Source organism: Bacillus sp. EA-CB0995, from assembly GCF_055814245.1.
Genome location: NZ_CP169269.1, coordinates 3,866,820 through 3,886,635, shown reverse-complemented (window position 1 = coordinate 3,886,635; position 19,816 = coordinate 3,866,820). Strand labels below are relative to the sequence as shown.

The 19,816-nt window shown below is 36.9% G+C and carries 15 protein-coding genes and 3 pseudogenes; 13 read left to right on the top strand and 5 right to left on the bottom strand.

Translation table 11 applies throughout. The features are described 5' to 3' along the window. Positions 1-232: 232 nt before the first annotated feature. Entirely contained in the window at positions 233-1,684 is a 1,452-nt protein-coding gene (locus tag ACEWFJ_RS19910; protein ID WP_473692612.1) for an RNA-guided endonuclease InsQ/TnpB family protein, read from the top strand. Here ACEWFJ_RS19910 and ACEWFJ_RS19905 read toward each other — a convergent pair. Continuing rightward, positions 1,670-2,257, bottom strand: coding sequence for a GNAT family N-acetyltransferase (locus tag ACEWFJ_RS19905; protein WP_473689661.1), 588 nt, complete (start codon positions 2,255-2,257; stop codon positions 1,670-1,672). The two genes, ACEWFJ_RS19910 and ACEWFJ_RS19905, sit on opposite strands and share 15 nt — an antisense overlap. 727 nt (positions 2,258-2,984) lie before the next feature. Here ACEWFJ_RS19905 and ACEWFJ_RS19900 point away from each other — a divergent pair. The 4 genes and pseudogenes from ACEWFJ_RS19900 to ACEWFJ_RS19885 form a co-directional block, all read left to right on the top strand. Continuing rightward, positions 2,985-3,191 (top strand): helix-turn-helix transcriptional regulator, encoded by a 207-nt coding sequence (locus ACEWFJ_RS19900; protein WP_473692610.1) that lies wholly within the window; start codon positions 2,985-2,987, stop codon positions 3,189-3,191. A 6-nt stretch (positions 3,192-3,197) separates the two neighbouring features. Next, positions 3,198-3,632, top strand: coding sequence for a hypothetical protein (locus tag ACEWFJ_RS19895; protein WP_473692608.1), 435 nt, complete (start codon positions 3,198-3,200; stop codon positions 3,630-3,632). A 27-nt stretch (positions 3,633-3,659) separates the two neighbouring features. Then, positions 3,660-4,136: a small multi-drug export protein gene (locus tag ACEWFJ_RS19890; protein ID WP_473689660.1), complete on the top strand. Its 477-nt coding sequence runs from the start codon at positions 3,660-3,662 to the stop codon at positions 4,134-4,136. Positions 4,137-4,169: 33 nt separating this feature from the next. Next, a pseudogene (locus tag ACEWFJ_RS19885) lies at positions 4,170-4,360 on the top strand (helix-turn-helix transcriptional regulator); the annotation flags it as partial. Positions 4,361-4,922: 562 nt separating this feature from the next. Here ACEWFJ_RS19885 and ACEWFJ_RS19880 read toward each other — a convergent pair. The 3 genes and pseudogenes from ACEWFJ_RS19880 to ACEWFJ_RS19870 all read right to left on the bottom strand — a co-directional run. Then, a complete protein-coding gene (locus ACEWFJ_RS19880; protein WP_473689659.1) occupies positions 4,923-5,300 on the bottom strand; it encodes a TM2 domain-containing protein in 378 nt (125 codons plus the stop codon). 219 nt (positions 5,301-5,519) lie between these two features. Continuing rightward, positions 5,520-5,890: pseudogene (locus ACEWFJ_RS19875) on the bottom strand (XRE family transcriptional regulator). A 115-nt stretch (positions 5,891-6,005) separates the two neighbouring features. After that, positions 6,006-6,131, bottom strand: a pseudogene (locus ACEWFJ_RS19870) (Y-family DNA polymerase); the annotation flags it as partial. A gap of 285 nt (positions 6,132-6,416) precedes the next feature. Here ACEWFJ_RS19870 and ACEWFJ_RS19865 point away from each other — a divergent pair. The 8 genes from ACEWFJ_RS19865 (at position 6,417) to ACEWFJ_RS19830 (ending at position 18,851) form a co-directional block, all read left to right on the top strand. Next, entirely contained in the window at positions 6,417-7,421 is a 1,005-nt protein-coding gene (locus tag ACEWFJ_RS19865) for a proline racemase family protein (RefSeq protein ID WP_473689658.1), read from the top strand. Between the two features lie 113 nt (positions 7,422-7,534). Continuing rightward, the gene (locus ACEWFJ_RS19860) at positions 7,535-8,512 is read left to right on the top strand and encodes an ornithine cyclodeaminase family protein (protein WP_473689657.1); all 978 of its coding nucleotides are present in this window, start codon (positions 7,535-7,537) and stop codon (positions 8,510-8,512) included. A gap of 311 nt (positions 8,513-8,823) precedes the next feature. Next, positions 8,824-11,370: an MrcB family domain-containing protein gene (locus ACEWFJ_RS19855; RefSeq protein ID WP_473689656.1), complete on the top strand. Its 2,547-nt coding sequence runs from the start codon at positions 8,824-8,826 to the stop codon at positions 11,368-11,370. Further along, on the top strand, positions 11,345-13,819 hold the full coding sequence (locus ACEWFJ_RS19850; protein WP_473692606.1) for a DUF2357 domain-containing protein: 2,475 nt from the start codon (positions 11,345-11,347) through the stop codon (positions 13,817-13,819). Before ACEWFJ_RS19855 ends, ACEWFJ_RS19850 begins: the two co-directional genes overlap by 26 nt. A 1,308-nt stretch (positions 13,820-15,127) precedes the next feature. After that, positions 15,128-16,123, top strand: a complete 996-nt coding sequence (locus ACEWFJ_RS19845; RefSeq protein WP_473689655.1) for a hypothetical protein — start codon at positions 15,128-15,130, stop codon at positions 16,121-16,123. A gap of 122 nt (positions 16,124-16,245) precedes the next feature. Continuing rightward, on the top strand, positions 16,246-17,217 hold the full coding sequence (locus tag ACEWFJ_RS19840; RefSeq protein WP_473689654.1) for a sensor histidine kinase: 972 nt from the start codon (positions 16,246-16,248) through the stop codon (positions 17,215-17,217). After that, the gene (locus ACEWFJ_RS19835) at positions 17,207-17,821 is read left to right on the top strand and encodes a response regulator (RefSeq protein WP_473689653.1); all 615 of its coding nucleotides are present in this window, start codon (positions 17,207-17,209) and stop codon (positions 17,819-17,821) included. The genes ACEWFJ_RS19840 and ACEWFJ_RS19835 overlap by 11 nt, the downstream gene beginning before the upstream one ends. 442 nt (positions 17,822-18,263) lie before the next feature. Continuing rightward, on the top strand, positions 18,264-18,851 hold the full coding sequence (locus ACEWFJ_RS19830; protein ID WP_473689652.1) for a hypothetical protein: 588 nt from the start codon (positions 18,264-18,266) through the stop codon (positions 18,849-18,851). Positions 18,852-19,354: 503 nt separating this feature from the next. Here the strand turns inward: ACEWFJ_RS19830 and ACEWFJ_RS19825 are convergent. Next, positions 19,355-19,678 (bottom strand): YolD-like family protein, encoded by a 324-nt coding sequence (locus ACEWFJ_RS19825; protein WP_473689651.1) that lies wholly within the window; start codon positions 19,676-19,678, stop codon positions 19,355-19,357. Between the last annotated feature and the right edge of the window lie 138 nt (positions 19,679-19,816).

Genomic DNA, 19,816 nt, shown 5'->3' with positions numbered 1-19,816 from the left:
TTAATCAAATTTTATTTTAAAGCTACAATAGTGACACTTATACGTCGTTATCCCTCTTTTTTTATCGAAAAATTGGCAAGAAAACCCCACCTTCAAAACGTGTAGGGCATAGTCTAGTTTAAGGTGGGGAGGAATTACCGTCGCATTTGTAAAAATATTTTCGTAGTATGGCGAATGTATGTTCTTTTCGACTGTTTTGTAGTATCATGAAGGAAAGAAGGAGGTGAACATGATGACAAAAGAAAAAGAATATGCAACCTATCAAATTTGGATCAAGAAAGGTCATAAATTGCATGTCTACTTTATGGAAATGTGTCAAAATGCAAAAAATCTCTACAATACAACAAACTTCTATATTCGCCAAGTATATACGGCCTTACGTACTGAGAACTCATTACAGCCACTTCAACAAGAAGTTCTCCACACATTACAAGCATATATTGAAATCATGAATGAAAATCAACTTCGTGCGTATCAAAAACGTGTGCAAAAGCAGAAAGAAAAGCCGGAAGTAGAACGGAAAGAAATCAAATGTAACTTGTTTACATTCCCGACAAAAGAGAAATCGTTCCTATCCTATAACTTCCTAGATTGTTTGTTTAAAACAATGAAGCAACAAGATTATATGAACTTGCCAGCACAAACGAATCAAGCGGTTATGAAGAAGCTATATCAAAACTGGAAATCATTCTTCGCCTCCATGAAAGCATATCAGAAACATCCTTCCACTTTTACGGGCAGACCTCGCATTCCAAAATATATCAAATCATCTATGAAAGAAATTGTATTCACGAATCAAGTATGTAAACTTCAAGATAAGTACATTCGTTTTCCAAAAACAAGCATAAAATTAAATATTGGTAAATTGTTTGGGCATATCGAAAATCTGAAAGAGGTACGTGTCTCTCCTGCTTACGGGAAGTTTAAAGTGGAAATTGTGACAGAACAATCTGAGCCAGTACCTGAGTATGTCGACAATAATCGCTATATGAGTATTGATTTAGGGATCAATAACATTGCAACTATCATAATGAATACAGGGGCTACTCCTGTGTTAGTAAAGGGCAATGTCATCAAAAGCATTAACCAATACTATAACAAGCAAAAGGCTTATTTACTGGGGATTCTTCGTCATGGAAAAGAACCAAAAGAAGGACCACACACATCAAAGCGTTTAGAGAGGCTCCATGAGAAACGGTTTCTCAAGATAAAAGACCTCTTCCATAAAATGAGTTACCACATTGTTCAGCTGGCGATTCAGCAGGAGATCTCTATGATTGTGATTGGGAAAAATACATCATGGAAACAAAACAGTGAGATGGGAAAAAAACAAAATCAATCGTTCTGCCATATCCCACATAATCTACTCATTGAAATGATCACCTATAAGGCAAAACGAAAAGGTATTATTGTACAAGTCGTGGAAGAATCGTATACAAGTAAAGCATCCTTTCTAGACAATGATGCGATCCCCACTTACGGTGAGGAAGACATTCCTGTATTCAGAGGGAAACGAATCAAACGTGGCTTGTATCGCACGAAAGAGAATAAACTACTGAACGCAGATGTGAATGGTTCCTATAACATCTTAAAAAAAGCAGTTCCAAAGGCGTTTGCCGATGGAATAGAGGGGTTGTGCCATCAGGCAGCTGTGTCAACTCCACTCGTGTTAAGCATCTCTTGAAGGTGATACACGAGAAACCCCCACTTCAGGCTCCGAAGGAGATAAGTGGCGGGAGTTTTCATAGGCTTCCAAAGTTTCCACACTGGCTTCTGCTGCTTTTGCACTCTTTCTCGCACTACAACATATAGAAACTGCAATACCATCTTGAATAACAGCGAAACAAGGCTGTCTCCATTCAAACTCCTCAAAGAGATTTGGGAAATCCACTTTTAGTAATTCCTTATTTTCATTTGTTACTCTAACTGCGTCTGAGGTCATATTAAAATTTTTGGGAAAAACGTAAGCTGGGCCCATCCATATGCTATTTATCGGTCTCATCTCATTAAAAATAACAATTAAGTTTCTAAGGTCAACGATATGCTCATTGTTGTTAATAACTTGCAACACTTTACCCATCTTTGGATTTGGGAAAATTTTATTGAAACGAATGACATTCCCTTCTCTGGTACGACCAAGGAAAAATAAAGGGGCAACAAGACCGCCAGGCTCATTTATTTCTGTCATTTTGCCTGAACTATCATATTTAAATAATACAGCTGCCTGTATTTCCATTAGCTTGTATTCTTGAGCCAAATTACATCTCCACCTTTCATATCCTGAAAACTGAATGTAAATGAATACAATTATTACTATTTGTTTTTGAAAATGTAATAGCTAGACCGAACATCACGATACTAATACTTACTCCTAATCCAATTCCTAACAAAGATTCGAATTGAAAAGACAACAAGTGTTCTTCAAGAAAAAATAAGGAATGAACAGAGCGGTTGGTCATTAACCGAAATACGAATATAACAATGACCATTACCCATTGAGTTATCATGATTTCTTTGTAAATTTTGTACTTGTTTACAAGATTATTTTTTATCTTTTTTATATAAAAATAGTCCCATATTGGATATCCAGCAACAATTATTAGTAAAAATCCTGTAAGGAATAACAAATTTACCACCTCGCAAAATTATAAACCTTATTACATAATATAAAAATTTAAGGGTATAAAAAATGAATATTTATAATACTCATTTTTAAAAACGGTTAAGCTTCGAGTTAAGTATATAAAAAAGACCTTTAGAAACTTCAATACTGGGAACGAACCAACAGTAATGAAACGTTGATAATCAAAAATGGTTCATACCTTTTGTTCATACTCAGATTTTTTAGACATGCAAACAAAGCTATTTTAGAGATGTATTATTTACGTTTTCGGCAATTATTTATTACAAAATGCAAATGATTATTTACATTTTGTTGGTAATCATTTACAATGATGGTGATTGAAAATGAGGGAAGGGAAATTATGATGCTTGAAAACAGAGTTAGAGAATTACGGGCACGATTTAGGTGGACTCAGCAAGACTTGGCCGATGCAATTGGAGTGACAAGGCAGACAATCGGATTAATTGAAAAAGGTGATTATTCTCCATCTGTCACCATGGCGTTAAAAATAGCTGCTGCGTTCAATGTTACCGTAGAAGATGTTTTTTACTTAAAAGGAGAGGAATGAATGATTATGATGAAACATATTTTGAGGTCACCGCTTATAGGGGCAAGCTTATTTGTATTGACCATTGCATTTTTACTGTTTTCTCTTATGAACACAGAGGTCGTGCTAGCTAGATTGTGTTTTGGGATTTTGGTAATGTTTACTTTTTTATGGTTCATTCTCACAAAGCTTTATAACCGAAAGAATCCGAATGATAAGATTAGGTTATTTGGATTTATACCATCCGAATTTTGTGAAATAGATGAAGGGCAACAGTGGGTAACCTATAAGGCTTGCAGGAATGTGTATATTTACTATAGCTTTGCACTTCCATTAACAGCGGCAATTTGCTTCCTCTTTTCTCATAATATTCTTGTTCCATTAATGTGCATTGGTGTTTTAGGTGTAGGTCAATACATTGTCTATTGGTTAACTACTGTTCGTGTTTTAAATCGTATTTAATTTGAACAAAAAAAGGAGGGAAATAGTATGTTGGAGTGGGCTCAAGATACAGGTGCGTTATGGAAATATTTAGTTTTGTTTTTATTGGCTTTTGCTCCATGGATGGATGTATCAATCGTTGTACCACTCGGTATCGCATGGGGATTACAGCCATTTGCAGTAGGAATGATGGCATTTACAGGGAATCTTATCTTGATTCTATTATTGGGCTTCTTCTTTAAGCAGTATGCAAAATGGCAAACAGCAAGAAAATTAAAAAAAGGTATAACAACGCCTTCTAAAAAAGAAACCAGATCAAGACGAATATGGGAACGGTATGGTATTCCAGGTTTGGCTCTGCTAGCTCCCATTCTCGTAGGAACTGATATTGCAGCCGTATTAGCTTTAACATTTGGGTCTTCCCGGACACACGTCATAAGTTGGATGACGGTCAGTCTAGCAGTATGGACATTCATTTTTATGGTTGCTTCGATGTATGGATTTAGCTTTTTAAATATCATTTAGGATAACATGAAGACTTTATGTAATCTAAAATATGACGCTTACCATATTAGTCAAGGTACACTATATCCAGCACCTAAACGAATGGAACAAAAGAATTTGATTGAATCTTACTGGGAGAATCAGAAACAGGACTGAAGAGGAAATTTTACTGTATTACTGTGGCTGGAAAGCAGGAACTAGAGAAGAAACTGGATTATTGGGAACAAATCACTGCACTTATTTAAGCTTGCAGGAAAGGAGACTTCGCATGAAAGAGTTTGAGAATTACATAGAATGTATTGTAAAAAGACTAATCTAGATAGGTCAGCCCGTGAAGAACTAGCTTTAGAATGACTTGATCATCTCATTAGTTTAAAAGAAGAGTATGTCAAACAAGGGATGTCTATAGAACAGGCAAAACAAATGAAGATACAACATTTTGGAGAATTAGATTCCATTAGAGGAGAGCTTCGTAAATCCCTTTTTTCACATGAAAGAGTTATAAATATGAAATTTTTATAAACTCAGAAGTATGATGATCGCAACCTTTAGCCATAATTACAACTAAAGGTTTTTTTAGTATAAAAAATAAAAAATTACAAGGAGACAATTTTATGGAAAATAATAAAAATGCAATACTCGCTTTTGTTGTTTTAGCTTTAGGTTTAGTGTTTTTTGTTGGGGGCATGGTTTATTCAATATGGTTGTCTTAAATGCACAAAATCTTTGTTTTAGGGTAATTTCAAGTCTTTAATTTGAGGGGCATGCGTCAGTACCCCTATAAGCAAAAGCACTCGAATGAGCGCCTTAGAATCTAGGTTTAGTTAAGTTAACTTCTTCTTTTGGTTGTTCTGCTGGCACAGCTTGTGGTTGTGCAACAGTTGGATTTGCAGCAGCTGCCGCTTGTAAGTTTTGTAGAGCGGTAGCATCGATTGTCACATTAATATTGTTATTATTTACGTTAGTACTGCTCGCTTGCGCACTTGCTTGACGTGCCATGAACATAGCATTCTTATAGTCTACCCGTCCACTTAACAAGAATAGATCGATAACCCATAAGAAACCAAATCCACCAATTGTAAGTAAATTAAGTATACCCATACCGATATCTCCTACATAGAAACGTCCAGCTCCTAACCAACCTAAGAAAATATGTAGCAAATATGCAACACCTTTAGACTTCATTTGATTCTCTCCTTTTTTAATCGAAAAAATGTAAGATTTCTAAATTAGAATAACAGAGTGTTTATATGTATATTGTCGAATTTTGTCGAATAAAAATAAAAAAAGAGAGCAGTAGCTCTCACTGGTTAAATTGGTAAAATTATATAAAATCTTACCGTTAGATATTGGAAAACTTTTCTTTTATGATGAAATCAACAGAAATACAACATTATATTTTCATCATAGAATATCATTGTTTTTCCGAAGCATTTCCGCATACAAAGATACTTGTCGGGCGAATTTGCCTTGCTGACGGCCGTCTTCTAGTTCTTCATATGCTCTTTAATATCGCTTAATAAAGCTAATAATTCGTCTTTCTCATCGTTCTGGAAGCCGATGAGATCGTCTGTGGACGTTTTGAAGAACTTGGCCAATACTTTAACACTTTCGAGATTGGGTTGATGTCTATCAGTTTCCCAGTATTTTATTTGGCCATGACTAAACCTGTTGCATGAGCAAGTTCGTCTTGTTTTAAATCTAAACTTTTTTCTGTACCGTTTTATATTTTGACCGAATGTACTAACCGCTTGGTGAACTTTTTTATGAAAGATCAGAGCGAGAAGTCTTAACTATATCTAAAATGTCAATCTAAATTACAAATAACAGTAAAAATGGCAGGTTAAATTATAATTGCTAATTTTAATTTAACTCTAAAAGAACATCAATATAAAAACGAGCCATCTTTTTGACACCTAACGTTTTTAAAGGAGGAGTCGCGGCTAACAATATTGATCCGCTTCTATTTATATCGCCCACTACAGCAAGTTTTGTATATCTTGGGTCTAACCCCATGCCCATCAAGGTGAGACAAAATCATATTCCAAAAATGAAAAAACGATATTCTTTCGGTATAAATTCAAAACGAGAAGATGAAATAGTGTAAAAGAAAGTATACACGTGTATAAAAATTTGTTATGCAAAGGGTATAATTTTTTTGAAAAAGTACAAATGCAATTGACTGATTATTGATAATATTTAGTCCCTCAATTCCGGCACAATATTTGCTAATAAAAATATAGGAAACTCTTAAAATAACAAGCGTCTCATATGAGAATACAAATAACGGAGGGACAAGAAATGAATATTAGCAAAATGTACACAACAATTGATGCACATGTAGCTGGAGAACCATTACGTATTATTACAGGCGGATTACCTGCGATAAAAGGAAATACACAACTAGAAAGACGAGCTTATTGTATGGAGCACTTGGATCATCTTCGCGAGGTTTTGATGTATGAACCGAGAGGACATCATGGTATGTACGGTTGTATTATTACGCCGCCTGCAAGTCCACATGCTGATTTTGGGGTATTGTTTATGCATAATGAAGGCTGGAGTACAATGTGCGGCCATGGAATTGTTGCTGTAATTACGGTAGGAATTGAAACTGGCATGTTTGAAGTGACAGGTGAAGAACAAAAATTCATTATTGATAGCCCGGCAGGAGAGGTTATCGCGTATGCAAAATACAACGGAAATCAAGTGGAATCCGTGACATTTGAAAATGTTCCTTCCTTTGTTTACAAGAAAGATGTTCCTGTAAAAATTGATGGCTATGAATTTCAAGTAGACATTGCTTTTGGTGGAGCTTTCTATGCTGTTGTAGATAGTAAAGAATTTGGTTTGAAAGTAAATTTTAAAGATTTACCTGCGATTCAAACATGGGGCGGGAAAATTAAGCACTACATTGAAAGTCAAATGGAAGTAAAACATCCTCTCGAAGAAGATTTAAAAGGAATATACGGCGTTATCTTTTCAGATGAACCAAATGGAAAAGATGCGATGTTACGAAATGTAACCATTTTTGCTGACGGGCAAGTAGATCGCTCTCCTTGCGGTACAGGTACTTCAGCAAGACTTGCGACGCTTGTTGAAAATGGGGCTCTACAAGAAGGCGGAAGTTTCGTCCACGAATGCATTACTGACGGACAATTTGTTGGAGAAGTGTTGTCATCAACAAAAGTGGGCGAATACGAGGCAATCATTCCAAAAGTTACTGGTCAGGCGTTTATTACAGGATTCCACCAATTTGTAATGGACCCAAGAGATCCATTAAAACAAGGCTTCTTATTGGCGTAATGCTTGGAATTGTTTTCTGTTTAGAAAACAAGGGGATTGAAGATGGAATGGCAAAGTAACTACTATACTGGAAACAAGCATTGGAAAAAGATTCAGGAAAGGACGAGATAAATATGTTAGTCATAAATGCAGCTGAACAAAGAAGTTTAGTAGATATGAATGAAGTAATTGAATATGCAGCGATTGCCTTAAAAGAGTTTTCTGCAGAAAGAACGATCACTCCGATTCGCTACTCTTTGCCATTTGCAAATTCGCAAAATACCGCATTAATGATGCCTTCAGTAGCTGAAGACCTTGGTGCACTTGGATTAAAAGTAGTAACAGTAGCTCCCAATAATCCTAAAGTAGGAAAGAAAACAATCAACGGAGTTGTCATGCTATCTGATTTTCAAACAGGAGAACCGCTTGCCCTTTTAGAAGGATCATATTTAACGATGATTCGAACGGGAGCCTTATCAGGTGTCGCAACAAAATACCTAGCTCGTCAAAATGCGAAAAACTTATGCATCATCGGTACAGGAGAACAAGCGAAAGGGCTTGCTGAGGCTATGCTCGCTGTGCGGGACATTGAAAACATTATGCTTTATAACCGAACAGAACAAAAAGCTGCCGAATTCGCCGAGTATATAAAAGAGAAATTTAATAAACCTGTCTACATATACACAGATGCGAATGAAGCAGTACGCGAGGCAGATATTGTTGTTACGACAACAAACTCCTTAACACCAGTTTTTACAGACACATTAAAACCTGGCGTTCACGTAAATGCTGTCGGTTCATTCAGACCGGTAATGCAAGAACTACCGTCTCATGTCATTTCCTCAGCGAATAAAGTAGTAGTCGAATCAAAAGAAGCAGCACTAGAAGAAACAGGTGACCTCCAAATCCAAATACAAGAAGGAGTTTTCAAAGAAAGCGACATTCACGCAGAACTCGGACAAATTATAAGCGGTGAAAGAACTGGCCGGGAAAGCAATCAAGAAATTACTGTATTTAAATCTGTTGGGCTAGCCGTTGTGGATATTGTAGTGGCGAAGTATTTTTATGAGAAGGCTGTTGAGAATGGTGTGGGGACTAGGGTGGAGTTGTGAATTGCAGAAGGTGTAGCGATTTTACTTCAACTTATGAAAAGATTACAAGAGTAACACTATCATATACAACACACTTTTTAATTTTAAATGATGAAAGTTTCATGTTCTCGTAATGGAGATTTTAAAATTGAATCGTATTTGATTATAAGGCACTATATTTTTAAAATATAGTGCTTTATTTGTTTAATATTTACATTTGGAATTATATACTTGTATATAAATAGAATAATATGAAGAGACCTAAGGCTAAGCTATTAATGAAAAGGAATACTTAAAGTAATTGTCATTAATTACCGTCACGGAGGAAGCATATGCTAGAGAAACTACTCATTGAATTTCCCAGAAGAATAACACAGATTAACGAGATAACCACCAATAAACCAAATTGGATCACAAAGATAGATGATAAAGGACTATATGTTGAAACAGAATCTTCACGTAAAAGGTACGAAAGAGGAGAAGCCTCATATCCGTATTTTATGATAACTTTTGAGCTTTTTCAGCAAGCATGGCAAGATTTTATAAAAGTCCGCAGAGCAACTGCTGAAGATCTTGTACAAGCAGGCGGACAGAGTGCCTTTCTGATGGCTTTCTTTGCACAACTTCCCTTTGTGAATGTTACAAAGGTTGATCATTCCGCAGCTATTACATTCAAGGAATTTCAAACGGACGATTTACCATGTGAGCAATATGAGAAAGTGATGACGTTTTTAGAAGAGATAATGAATGGTACATATGATCCACAAAATTTGAGTCAACAAATAGATGGGAATTTATATAGAGTTAAATCTAGAGGACGCCAAGATTTAAGATTACTAGGGTTTCTAAATGAAGATCATGAGATCAATACAATTCTGTTAAATGAATATAATCAATTAAAGGATAAGGATGCAGTTATTCGGAATTTGATTTTGAAGCATGAATATTTTCGCATTGCTCTCTTTGTACTGGATCTTTTAAGCGGTTATTCTAAGACCCAAAAGAAGGAAGCACTAGTAGGTCTAGGAATGATAGTTGTCCGGAATTCACGCGGGGACAACTTAATGGTTGAGTCAGTAGCAAAGGAACGAACTCATAACCTGCTAATGTGGCTTGAAAAGGTAGGGTTAATTAATGATGAATGGATTCCGGTTGAACAATATTTAACAGTAAATAATGAAAAGGAAGATACTATGAGTAGTAATTTACGTAAAAAGTTTTTAACTGTTATGAATGAGTACTTAGAGGCGAAAAGAGAAGGTTTCGCAGGTCATAAACTAGGTTCTTTTGTTAGAAATGAAATGACAACAGAGATTACCCGCTTACCTTTTGTAGATTATAACCAATACATTGTCACAGGTTCAGTTGGACAAGGAAATTGGGCAGCTGTTCCATGGCTCGCTATTATGAATAAGGATATTACGACATCGACCCAGAGAGGGTATTATATCGTTTATTTATTTAGTGAAGATATGAAGCGACTATACTTAACGATGGCGCAAGGAGTAACGGAAACCTCTAAAGAGGAAATGGAAAAGATTAAGTCTGAGATTCGTCAACATATACATATGTCTAAAAAAATAAAAAAAGATGATGACATTTTCCTCGGTACAAGTTCAAAAGCGAAGGGATATGCAAACTCTACAGCGGCATACATTCCATATGATGTTGACAAAATGCCAAGTGAAGAAGAATTAGTGGAAGATTTAAAAGAAATGCTTAACTATTATGAGGGATACATTGGCTTTAGAGAGAAAGGGGCTAATCGTGCAGTGATTCACGAGGAGAAAAAAGAAATGGATTTGAATGGGAAGGAAATTGTAGATCATGTATCGTCTTACATGAAAAGCAAAGGTTTCTATTACGATAAGCAAGATATTATTAACTTTTTCCTTTCTTTAAAAACGAAGCCCTTTGTTATTTTGTCTGGTATTTCAGGTACAGGGAAAACCAAAATTGTTCAGTGGTTTGCTGAAAGCTTAGGCGCAACTGAGGAAAATGGACAGTTCACGCTTATTCCTGTGCGCCCTGATTGGAGCGATAGTTCTGATTTACTTGGTTATGTGAATATTCAAGGAGAATTTCAGGAAAGACCGTTAATTCAAGTGCTTGAAAAAGCGGCAAAGAATCCGGACAAGCCTTATTTTGTCGTGCTTGATGAGATGAATCTAGCACGTGTAGAGTATTATTTCAGTGATTTTCTAAGTGTGATTGAAAGCCGAAAATGGGAAGCGGGAGAGATTGTTACATCGGCTGTTCTTCCAGAATCGATTGTTGGGAAACGAATTACGATTCCGTCAAACGTGTACGTCATTGGAACTGTCAATATGGATGAAACGACACATCCGTTAAGTAAAAAAGTATTGGATCGTGCGAATACGATTGAATTTAATCAAGTGAAACTAGATTCTTTTGAGTTTTTAATGGATGCAGAAGAAGTGCAGGCAAAGTGTGTTTCCAACAGTTCTTTGACAGCCACGTTTCTTCATTTAAAAGAATGCTTTCAGCTTAATAAAGATCTCGTGAAGAAAGTATCTCACATTTTAATTGAAATCAATGAAATTCTTGAACCGATTGGAGCACAAGTTGGGTACCGGATACGTGACGAGATTTGTTTTTACATGGCCTACAATGAGAAAAGTGAATTACTATCGTTTGATGAGGCGTTAGACTATCAAATGTATCAAAAGATCTTACCGCGTATTACGGGAAGTGATGGACGGACAGAAGAGGCATTAAAGAAATTATATGAACTATGCTCGAACCGAGAATATGACGGTGAAGATGTTTCAAATGCCAAGTATGTGCGTTCTGCTAAAAAGCTGTCTCATATGCTAAGGAGGTTAGAATATGATGGCTTCACCTCTTTCTGGATCTAATGATGACATAGATCTCATTAAGATTGAGACAGCAGATTTATCATTGACCATCAAAGGAAATCCGTATCATGAAAAATATGAGAGTTTAAAAGAATATCAAGGAATCGCTTCCGATGAAATGATGCATTTTCACGTATCTGGAGCAGCTGATTCTATTTTGGTGTACGATGTTCGGGCAAAAGAGCTAGTAGATTGGGCGGAGCATCCTCCTATATTTTTTGAAAATAGAAGCTATCAGTTAGTTGTTATTCCGAAACATAATAAAGAGCTATTCTTTTATCATGAGCATCCATTACTTCGAAAGGCAATTAGCTCTACTAAAATGGGCCCATTGAAGGTATTAATGGGAAACCTCTCATTTCCAAATGAAGTAGGATATACAACCTTTGAAATTCGAGATGAAAAAGATTCTTTATTAACAGTTACATTAGAAGTTTTTCCATCCAAGCTTGATTATAAAGAGGATTACCGAGCGCTTTTGGAAGAAGTAAATGATGAGATTTATAATTTGGCGTTTCATTTACTGAAAAGAACGTATTTAGGGGCATCAACGATTCAGGCTTCTAATCCTTCTAAGAGTGAATTTTATCGCATTTTAAATGACTCTTTTAGTAGATTTATGAAGGCCATTTCTCATATTAAAAGGCAGCCACATCATGCACTTGTTATCCAACATCAGCTCGTGCAAGGAGAAAAAATTCGTCGCCTTGATTCTATCGGAATGAATTACTTACGCAAACGACCACATTTGTTTCAAGGAACAAAGATGATTCCATCTAAAGGAATTACGGCTCGTAAAGAAGTGTCGTACGATACACTAGAAAATCGCTTTGTGAAGTGGATGATACAGAGAGTGTTACATAAAGTTGATGATTTATATAAAACCTTGGAACCAGGTTCTACATTTAAGCGATTGTCAATTGACGAAGATCTCCTTCAAAACGTAAGAAAGATGAAGTCCCGATTGAAAAATGAGTTACATGACCCATTTTGGAGTGACATTGGGAAGATGGATCGTTCCGTCTTTTCTCTTGTCATTCAAATGGCACCTGGTTACCGGGATGCGTATCAAATTTTCCTAATGCTATCGAGGGGACTAACGTTAAGAGGACAGATTTTCAAAATGTCTGTAAAAGACGTTGCAAGGCTGTATGAATATTGGACATATTTAAAGCTTGGTCAAATTTTATCTAGAAAATATGCAACGGTCCAGCAAGATATTATTAAGGTGCGGCAAGATGGGCTGTATGTGACACTTGATGAAAGCGCCACTGCAAAACGAATGTTTATTCATCCTGAAACAGATGAAACAATTGAACTTTATTTTCAAAAGAGAAGTAAAGCATTACCAACAGTCACGCAAAAACCGGATACAATGCTTGCTATTGAGAAGAAGGGAAAAAACTATCAATATCAATACATTTTTGACGCCAAATATCGAATTGATTTCGCGAAGGACGGTTCGCATTATAACAGACAGTACGGAACGCCTGGTCCGATGGAAGAAGACATTAATACGATGCACCGCTACCGGGATGCCTTAGTCGTAGACCAAGGAGGCCCGTTTGAGCGAACAGCTTACGGTGCTTACGTACTATTTCCATGGAATCAAGAGGAAGAATACGAACATCATCCTTTTTATAAAAGTATTGAAAAAGTAAATATTGGCGGATTCCCATTCTTGCCGAATGCAACGAGACTAGTAGAGCAATTTCTTGATCACTTGATTGAAAAAAGCCCTGAAGAGATTATAAACGAAGGAATTCTTCCAAGGGGAACAAGAGAAGAATGGCAATCTTCTTTAGATGAAAAGGTACTCGTCGGCGTTGTAAAAAACAAAGAACATTATGAAGTACATATGAAAGAAGGCTTCTATCATATTCCCGTTTCACAATTAAAACAAGGCTGGCAAGAAGCAAAATACGTAGCACTATATGCATCGAAAAAGTGGCACGGAGAAAACGGTGGCATTCAGTACTTCGCAAAAATTAATAATATCCAAATCAAAAAACGAAACCAAATTCATGAACTACCTAGCGACAAAACAAATGATTACGTTTATTTCGAACTATCTCCATGGAAAAAACTTAATCATCTCATTCGTCCAGTAGGATACGGCATTCAAGTATACACACTAACGAACATGTCATTATTAAAAGAAGTGCAGGAACTACCAGAGTTGTTTATGAAATCAAACGAAGAACGTATTCTTTGGCGAACACTTCGCAGGTTTACGAAGAAAGTTAGAATTGAGTTAGATCATTCATATTTGGATCAGGCATCTGTCATTAAGAGTTATCATATTCAGGATGTTCATATAAAGATTGATTATGAACTGGGAAATGTGATGATTGGAAAAGAGGAGACATTTAGGGAGTTGCCTTTGGATTTGGTTGTGAGGAATTCAGCGGTGCTGTTTAAGGTGGTTTTGGAGGAGCTGGGGAGGTAGTAAAACACTTTAAAAGTGCTAAACATTTCCGGTAGTAGATACTGGGAGCTTTTTGTTTTTATGTTCTCTTTAAGAAAATTACGTAGTCCGTATACTATTATGCAGTATAGTAGTGATGTCATTAACAAACAGGTGTTTTAATATGTTCAAAGAGTAACATCAGAGCTAGGAGAAGGCCTTTTGCTATTGATAAATAATTATTATTTAAGGACATTTAGGATTAATTAAGCAGAACCGTACCATAAGTAAATGAGGTTTTAAAAAATATAAAATGTAAGGGGCGTTCTTAACTAACTTAATAATAAGTTTAACTTTTGTATTTAAAGAAGAACAAGTGCCAGGCACCTTCCAAATTTCTGTATTGTGCCTGGCACTTGTCGTTCGCCCTCCGGTACAAAGGAAATTATCAGATTAACTTAGTGATAGACTAAAGAACCATGCTAAGGTATTTCGTAGCGCATCATATTGGGTCTTTAAGTAAGGATATTTTGAATTTCTTAAAAACCTAAGCCATTTAGGGTGTATGAATAACGGTAACAGACTATCTGCTTGAAATGCTAACATTTTGCTAACGCAATCAAACGAAAAATGGTAAATTCTTGTAAAAAATGTTGCAACTCTGATTTGCAAAAACCTTAATATATCGCACTTTTAGCATGCAACGGTAAAGATATTACACACCCTCATCTTAGGGGCGGCATGATGTGAAAAATACATCAGAACCAGTTATGTAAATGATTTTTTTCTAAAGTATGGACTACTTCCTAAATTTTAAGGAAGTAGGCTTTTTTATGTGGTTAAAATTTCTTCTCAGGATTTTTTAGAGGGCAGAAATCTGATTCTTTTATAAAAGTTCTATTCTCTTTTTAGGGTTCAACAAGGCGTGCTACGGCTTGAGCTTCTTTTTGGTCTTAAAGCCCGCATTTCCTTTTGAAACTTCTTTTCATTCTTTTGTTAGTGGGGCAGTTCCTAAATAAACATGATAACTCCACTTTTTCCTCGTTGTTTGAATTTAGCCAAATTAATATCCTTCCTTCAGTTTTATTTAGAAACAAACAACATGTCATTTATGTTATAGGAAGGTTTAAGCAGCATCCTTTCTTATTCTATAAGCTTCCTGTTTGCATGCATCATCACCAAATTGTTTCATTTTTACTTTTACAATAGGAAGCGGGCATTTTGGATTCTGGCAAATTTTCACTGATTCCTGAATAAAAGAAGCTTTTTTGATGGATAGAGGTCTTTTGAATCAGATGCTGAAATAGAATAAAAGTTAGGAGATAGTATTTCATTAAAAAGAGGAGTGTTATGAAGAAAAAGATTAATTGGCTGGTGCACTTGGTTTCTCACGGTGCCTGGTGGTATATCACAGTTATTTCGCTTGCGCTTTTTATCTATTCTGAAACCAAAGCTTATGATTTGCTTCTAACCATATGTAAGGAGAATCGTTGCTCGGATCTTTTCCTTTTGAGTGTCGAGGAAGCTCACAGTTTACAATCCTATGGAATTTCGTTGGCGTTTTATAGCGGCATTCTTGTTGTCTTATTATTGATTCAATTTTTATCTTTTTTTGCAGTAGGCTGCCTTCTTTACGTATATGGGATGAAGGATCGTATTTGTATCTATACTTCTATCATGCTGATTGCAACTGGAACCATCTTAAGCATTAGTACTCCCATTATTAACGAGGCTCCCCATTTGCAGCAGATACTTCCTATTGAAGGCTTTGCTGGCGATTTATATTTATTCTTTTTCTTTATGTTTCCAGATGGAAGGTTTCGGCCAAGGTGGCTGATGATTCCTGCTATTATTGGTTTAACCGGGAATATTGGCGCCTACTTTTTATCTGGTTCCATTATCGATCCGGCTGCATGGCCGATATTTGCTCGGACTGGCACATGGGTATCCCTCCATCTCCTTGTTATTTTTTCACAAATATATCGCTATCGCCATGCCGAAACAAAACAGCTCAAAAGGCAGATCCGCTGGTTCGCTGTCAGTATGAGCGGGTTTATTATGTCTGTCTTGTCGCTGCTTTTATATTCGGGCTTCGGTGAAAACGGCCTTGTGAAATTATGCATGTGGTTTTTGTACTACATGGCCCTTTTATTTATGCCATTTTCTATTGGGATAGCCATTTTAGAGCAACGGCAGCAGCACTTATCCACATTGTTCAGCAGGACGATCGTTTATTCCTTCGTTACCATCTTTGTCATGGGTTGTTATGTACTAATCGTTGGATCCTTAGGGATTATGGTGAATAATCAGAATAATATCTTTATCTCCTTCTTGCGACTGGGATAGTTGCGATTCTTTTTCAGCCTTTACGGGGAAAGGTACAGCAATCCGTTAACCGATTAGTCTATGGAGACCGTGAGGATCCCTATCATATCCTGTCATCCCTAACCGAGCGACTGGAATCAACGATGACGAATTCCTCTGTCCTGCCGACCATTGTGGAGGAAGTGGCCAAAGCACTCAAGCTTACATTTGCAGCGATTGATATAAAAATGGGAGAGAAGTTTGAGCGAATTGCCTCATTTGGCGAGGAAATTCCTGTTAAATCTGAGCTTCCTCTTTCTTTGCAAGGAGAGTGTATTGGAATTCTCACGGTTGGGGCACGTTCCTTACAGGAGACACTCCCACCTGAAAAAATCTATTTATTAGCCGATTTGTTGCGACAAGTCACATTAGCTGTACAGACAGTTCGGGTCGCTAATGAACTCCAACGCTCCAGAATCAAACTTGTTAGTTTACGGGAGGAAGAGAGACGGAGGCTGCGAAGGGACTTGCATGATGGTTTAGGGGCAAGCCTGGCTAGCATTTCGTTAAAAATGGATACGCTGATTTTTCAAAAAGATATAGAAGAACATGTGAAAAATAGAATCCTTGAAATACAGACTAATCTCCTCTCTGCCATTGGAGATATTCGTCAGTTGGTCTATAACTTGAGACCCCCAGCATTAGATGAATTAGGGTTGATTTTTGCCATTCAAGAGCTATGCCATCAATATGAAGATACATCGCTTAACGTATCGGTTGGGACACCCGAAGAAACCCTTCAACTGCATGCAGCCATTGAAGTGGCAGCTTATCGTATTGTTCAGGAGGCCATTACGAATGCCGTCAAACATTCGGGAGGGTCTAATTGTCATGTAACGCTTGAAATAAAGGATCAATCTTTGTTTATAGCGGTAAAGGACGATGGGCGCGGGATAAAAGCTGTCCGGAAAAATGGGATTGGGCTTCATTCGATGAGAGAACGTGCGGAAGAAATAGGTGGGGAATTTTTGATAAAAAATGAGAACGGAACTTCAATAGAAGTACGATTACCGTTGTGGAAGGGAGGAGTAATAGGTGAGAATCTTGATCGTGGAGGATCACCCAATGTTTCGTGAAGGGTTAATTAGAATGTTGGAGACTGTTGAGCAATTTGAGGTAGTGGGTCAAGCGGCAACAGGGGAGGAAGCCATTGAATTGGCCGGACAATTAAATCCGGATATCATTTTGATGGACCTTAATTTGCCTAAAATAAGCGGGATTGAAGCAACCAAGCATATTATTCAAAGAATTCCAAATGTTGGAATTCTTGTTTTTACGATGTATGATGATGATAGCTCTGTGTTCGCAGCCATCAGGGCAGGAGCGAGAGGATATCTTTTAAAAGAGGCCAATCGGAATGAGATTGTACGGGCGATTCAAGCCGTCGGTGAAGGTGAAGCGATCTTTAGTCCTGCAATTGCCCGACGGATGATGTATTATTTCGAAGCGAAAACAAAGCATGTAAAAGCCAAGGTATTTCCCGAATTGACCGACCGGGAACGAGAGGTGCTCGATCATATTGCCAGAGGAAAAAACAATATGGAAATTGCTTCAGTATTGGGCTTAAACCAAAAAACAGTACGAAATCATGTTTCGAATATATTAAGTAAATTGCATGCAGCCGACCGCGCACAGGCGATCATCATGGCCAGGGAAGCCGGGATGGGAAAAGAAGAATAGCCTAGGATTGAATAGTGCTTAAGAGCAGGTGTTGAAGGTTACAAGGGAAGCGATAAACCTTGTAAAACTGAAAAAACATAATTGTAACCCTTGATTATGAAAGGATTTTCTCCCGTAACTCGTAATTAAACAGTGAAAAAATTTTTGCTTAGTAAGATGAATATGGTGTGATTGTTACAAAAAGGCTAGGGTTTTAGCCTTTTTTTATGTTCAGAATGCATCTTGAATTTCGATAACTGTCCAGCCCCAGAGCATAGTCCCCCTCGATGTCAAATAACCATCAGACATAAAAGAAAAAAATTGCTCGTTAGGGCTAACCAAACACTTGCGTATTTCTTATTTCAGAACAAAAAGTTCCCGGTTGGTCGGGACAGAGGTCACATGACTCCGGGATATCGGGATTGATAAATTTAAATTAATAAAACGAAAGGAAGTTGATAAAATGTCGTATAGTAGGGTGATTCGTTTATTGGCGGTTTTTAGTATCATCGGAGGATTTTTTCGGGCGTTAATGTGTCCGCTCGCATTAGTATGGGGGGCAAACAGTCCGCAAGAGTTAACAGCAGGTGTCCTAGGAACTATATTTATGGGGTTAGGAATTTTTGGACTGTATTTCACTCATCAAAAGGAATTTGGAAAATTAGGATTTACGGCGTTTATCCTCTATGCCATTGGAAGCTTTATTTTGATGGGAATGGTGTTTACGTCGTTAGTGTTTGCTGTCTATGATCCAAAGGTGTTGCAGATGGATACACCGCCGTTTCCAATTATGATAGCAGGTCCTTTCATGATGGTGACCATTATGCTTTCAATGATTTTGCTGGGCATTGCTTCATTAAAAACAAAAGTTTTTTCTGCTGTCCCGGCCATTGTGTTAATCTTGGCACCAATTATTAACTTTGTACCAATTTTAAGTAACTATTCAGTGTTAGCCTGGGGCATTCCTTTTATGTGGTTTGGGATAGAAGCTGTTAAAAAAATAAGGGGAAAAGCCTCCATCCCGAATTTAAATGAGACAAGACAAATATAAAATAGGGCTTTTTAAAGGAAATTAGCAGATTAAACAATAAAATAGACCCTCTCGAAAGCCATTTTTGAGAGGGTCTTCTTTCTTTGATCATCTATTTGTTGATTACATTATTTTCAACTTTATTGAGAAGCTCTTATTCTCTAACAAATCTTATAATTAATACAAGATTTGTTAGAGGGTTTATTTTTATTAATTAATTTGCTAGAACTCATGGATTGATTAATGAGCAATTTTTAATGGATTTGGTCTAATGAAAATTAAAAAACTTAGGGCATATCTACAGGAATTTCCATACTTTTCTCATTTGTGTGGCGTTCATACACTTCTACATCTTGCTACATTTGCTCATGTTGCCACATGGTTTCGGAAAGAAGGGTACCAGTCAACCAGCTTGGAAATCTTGCAGCGAATGGGGCTTTGTCATACGCTGGTCTGCGTTACGAAGTAGTTTGTATAATCCATAAGCGCAGCGTATGTACAACTAAAATAGCCGTTAATAGATTTTAATCAACACCTACAATATCATCAAACTTTAACCGTAATGTAAACCCAAACAAGTCTTGAAAAAACACTATTCTTGTTTGGCGTGCAATCACTTTTGTAACGACTGTCTCATGTAGAATCTGTCCGTTTTGGTAGTAAGAAATCATAATTGTTTTTTGTAATTTCATTGATTCAAGTAGTGCTCTTTCGATTTCTTCTTTTGCATCTTGTGTAATAATAGGGCGTGGTATTTTTGTCTGTTCTTCAACGATTTGTTTTATACCAGCGAATTGTTCCGGCATTGACGCAAATGGCTGCCATTTTACCATGCCACGACCTTTCATTTTCGGTACTCCTGTATTGTATATCGATAGGTAAGTCTTTGAAGTTATCTCTAACTTTTCCCCCGATCCGCACGGTACGTGCCACTTTCACGGCATACCGCGGTCCACCTATACTGTAGTTTTCTTTCCATCTAATAA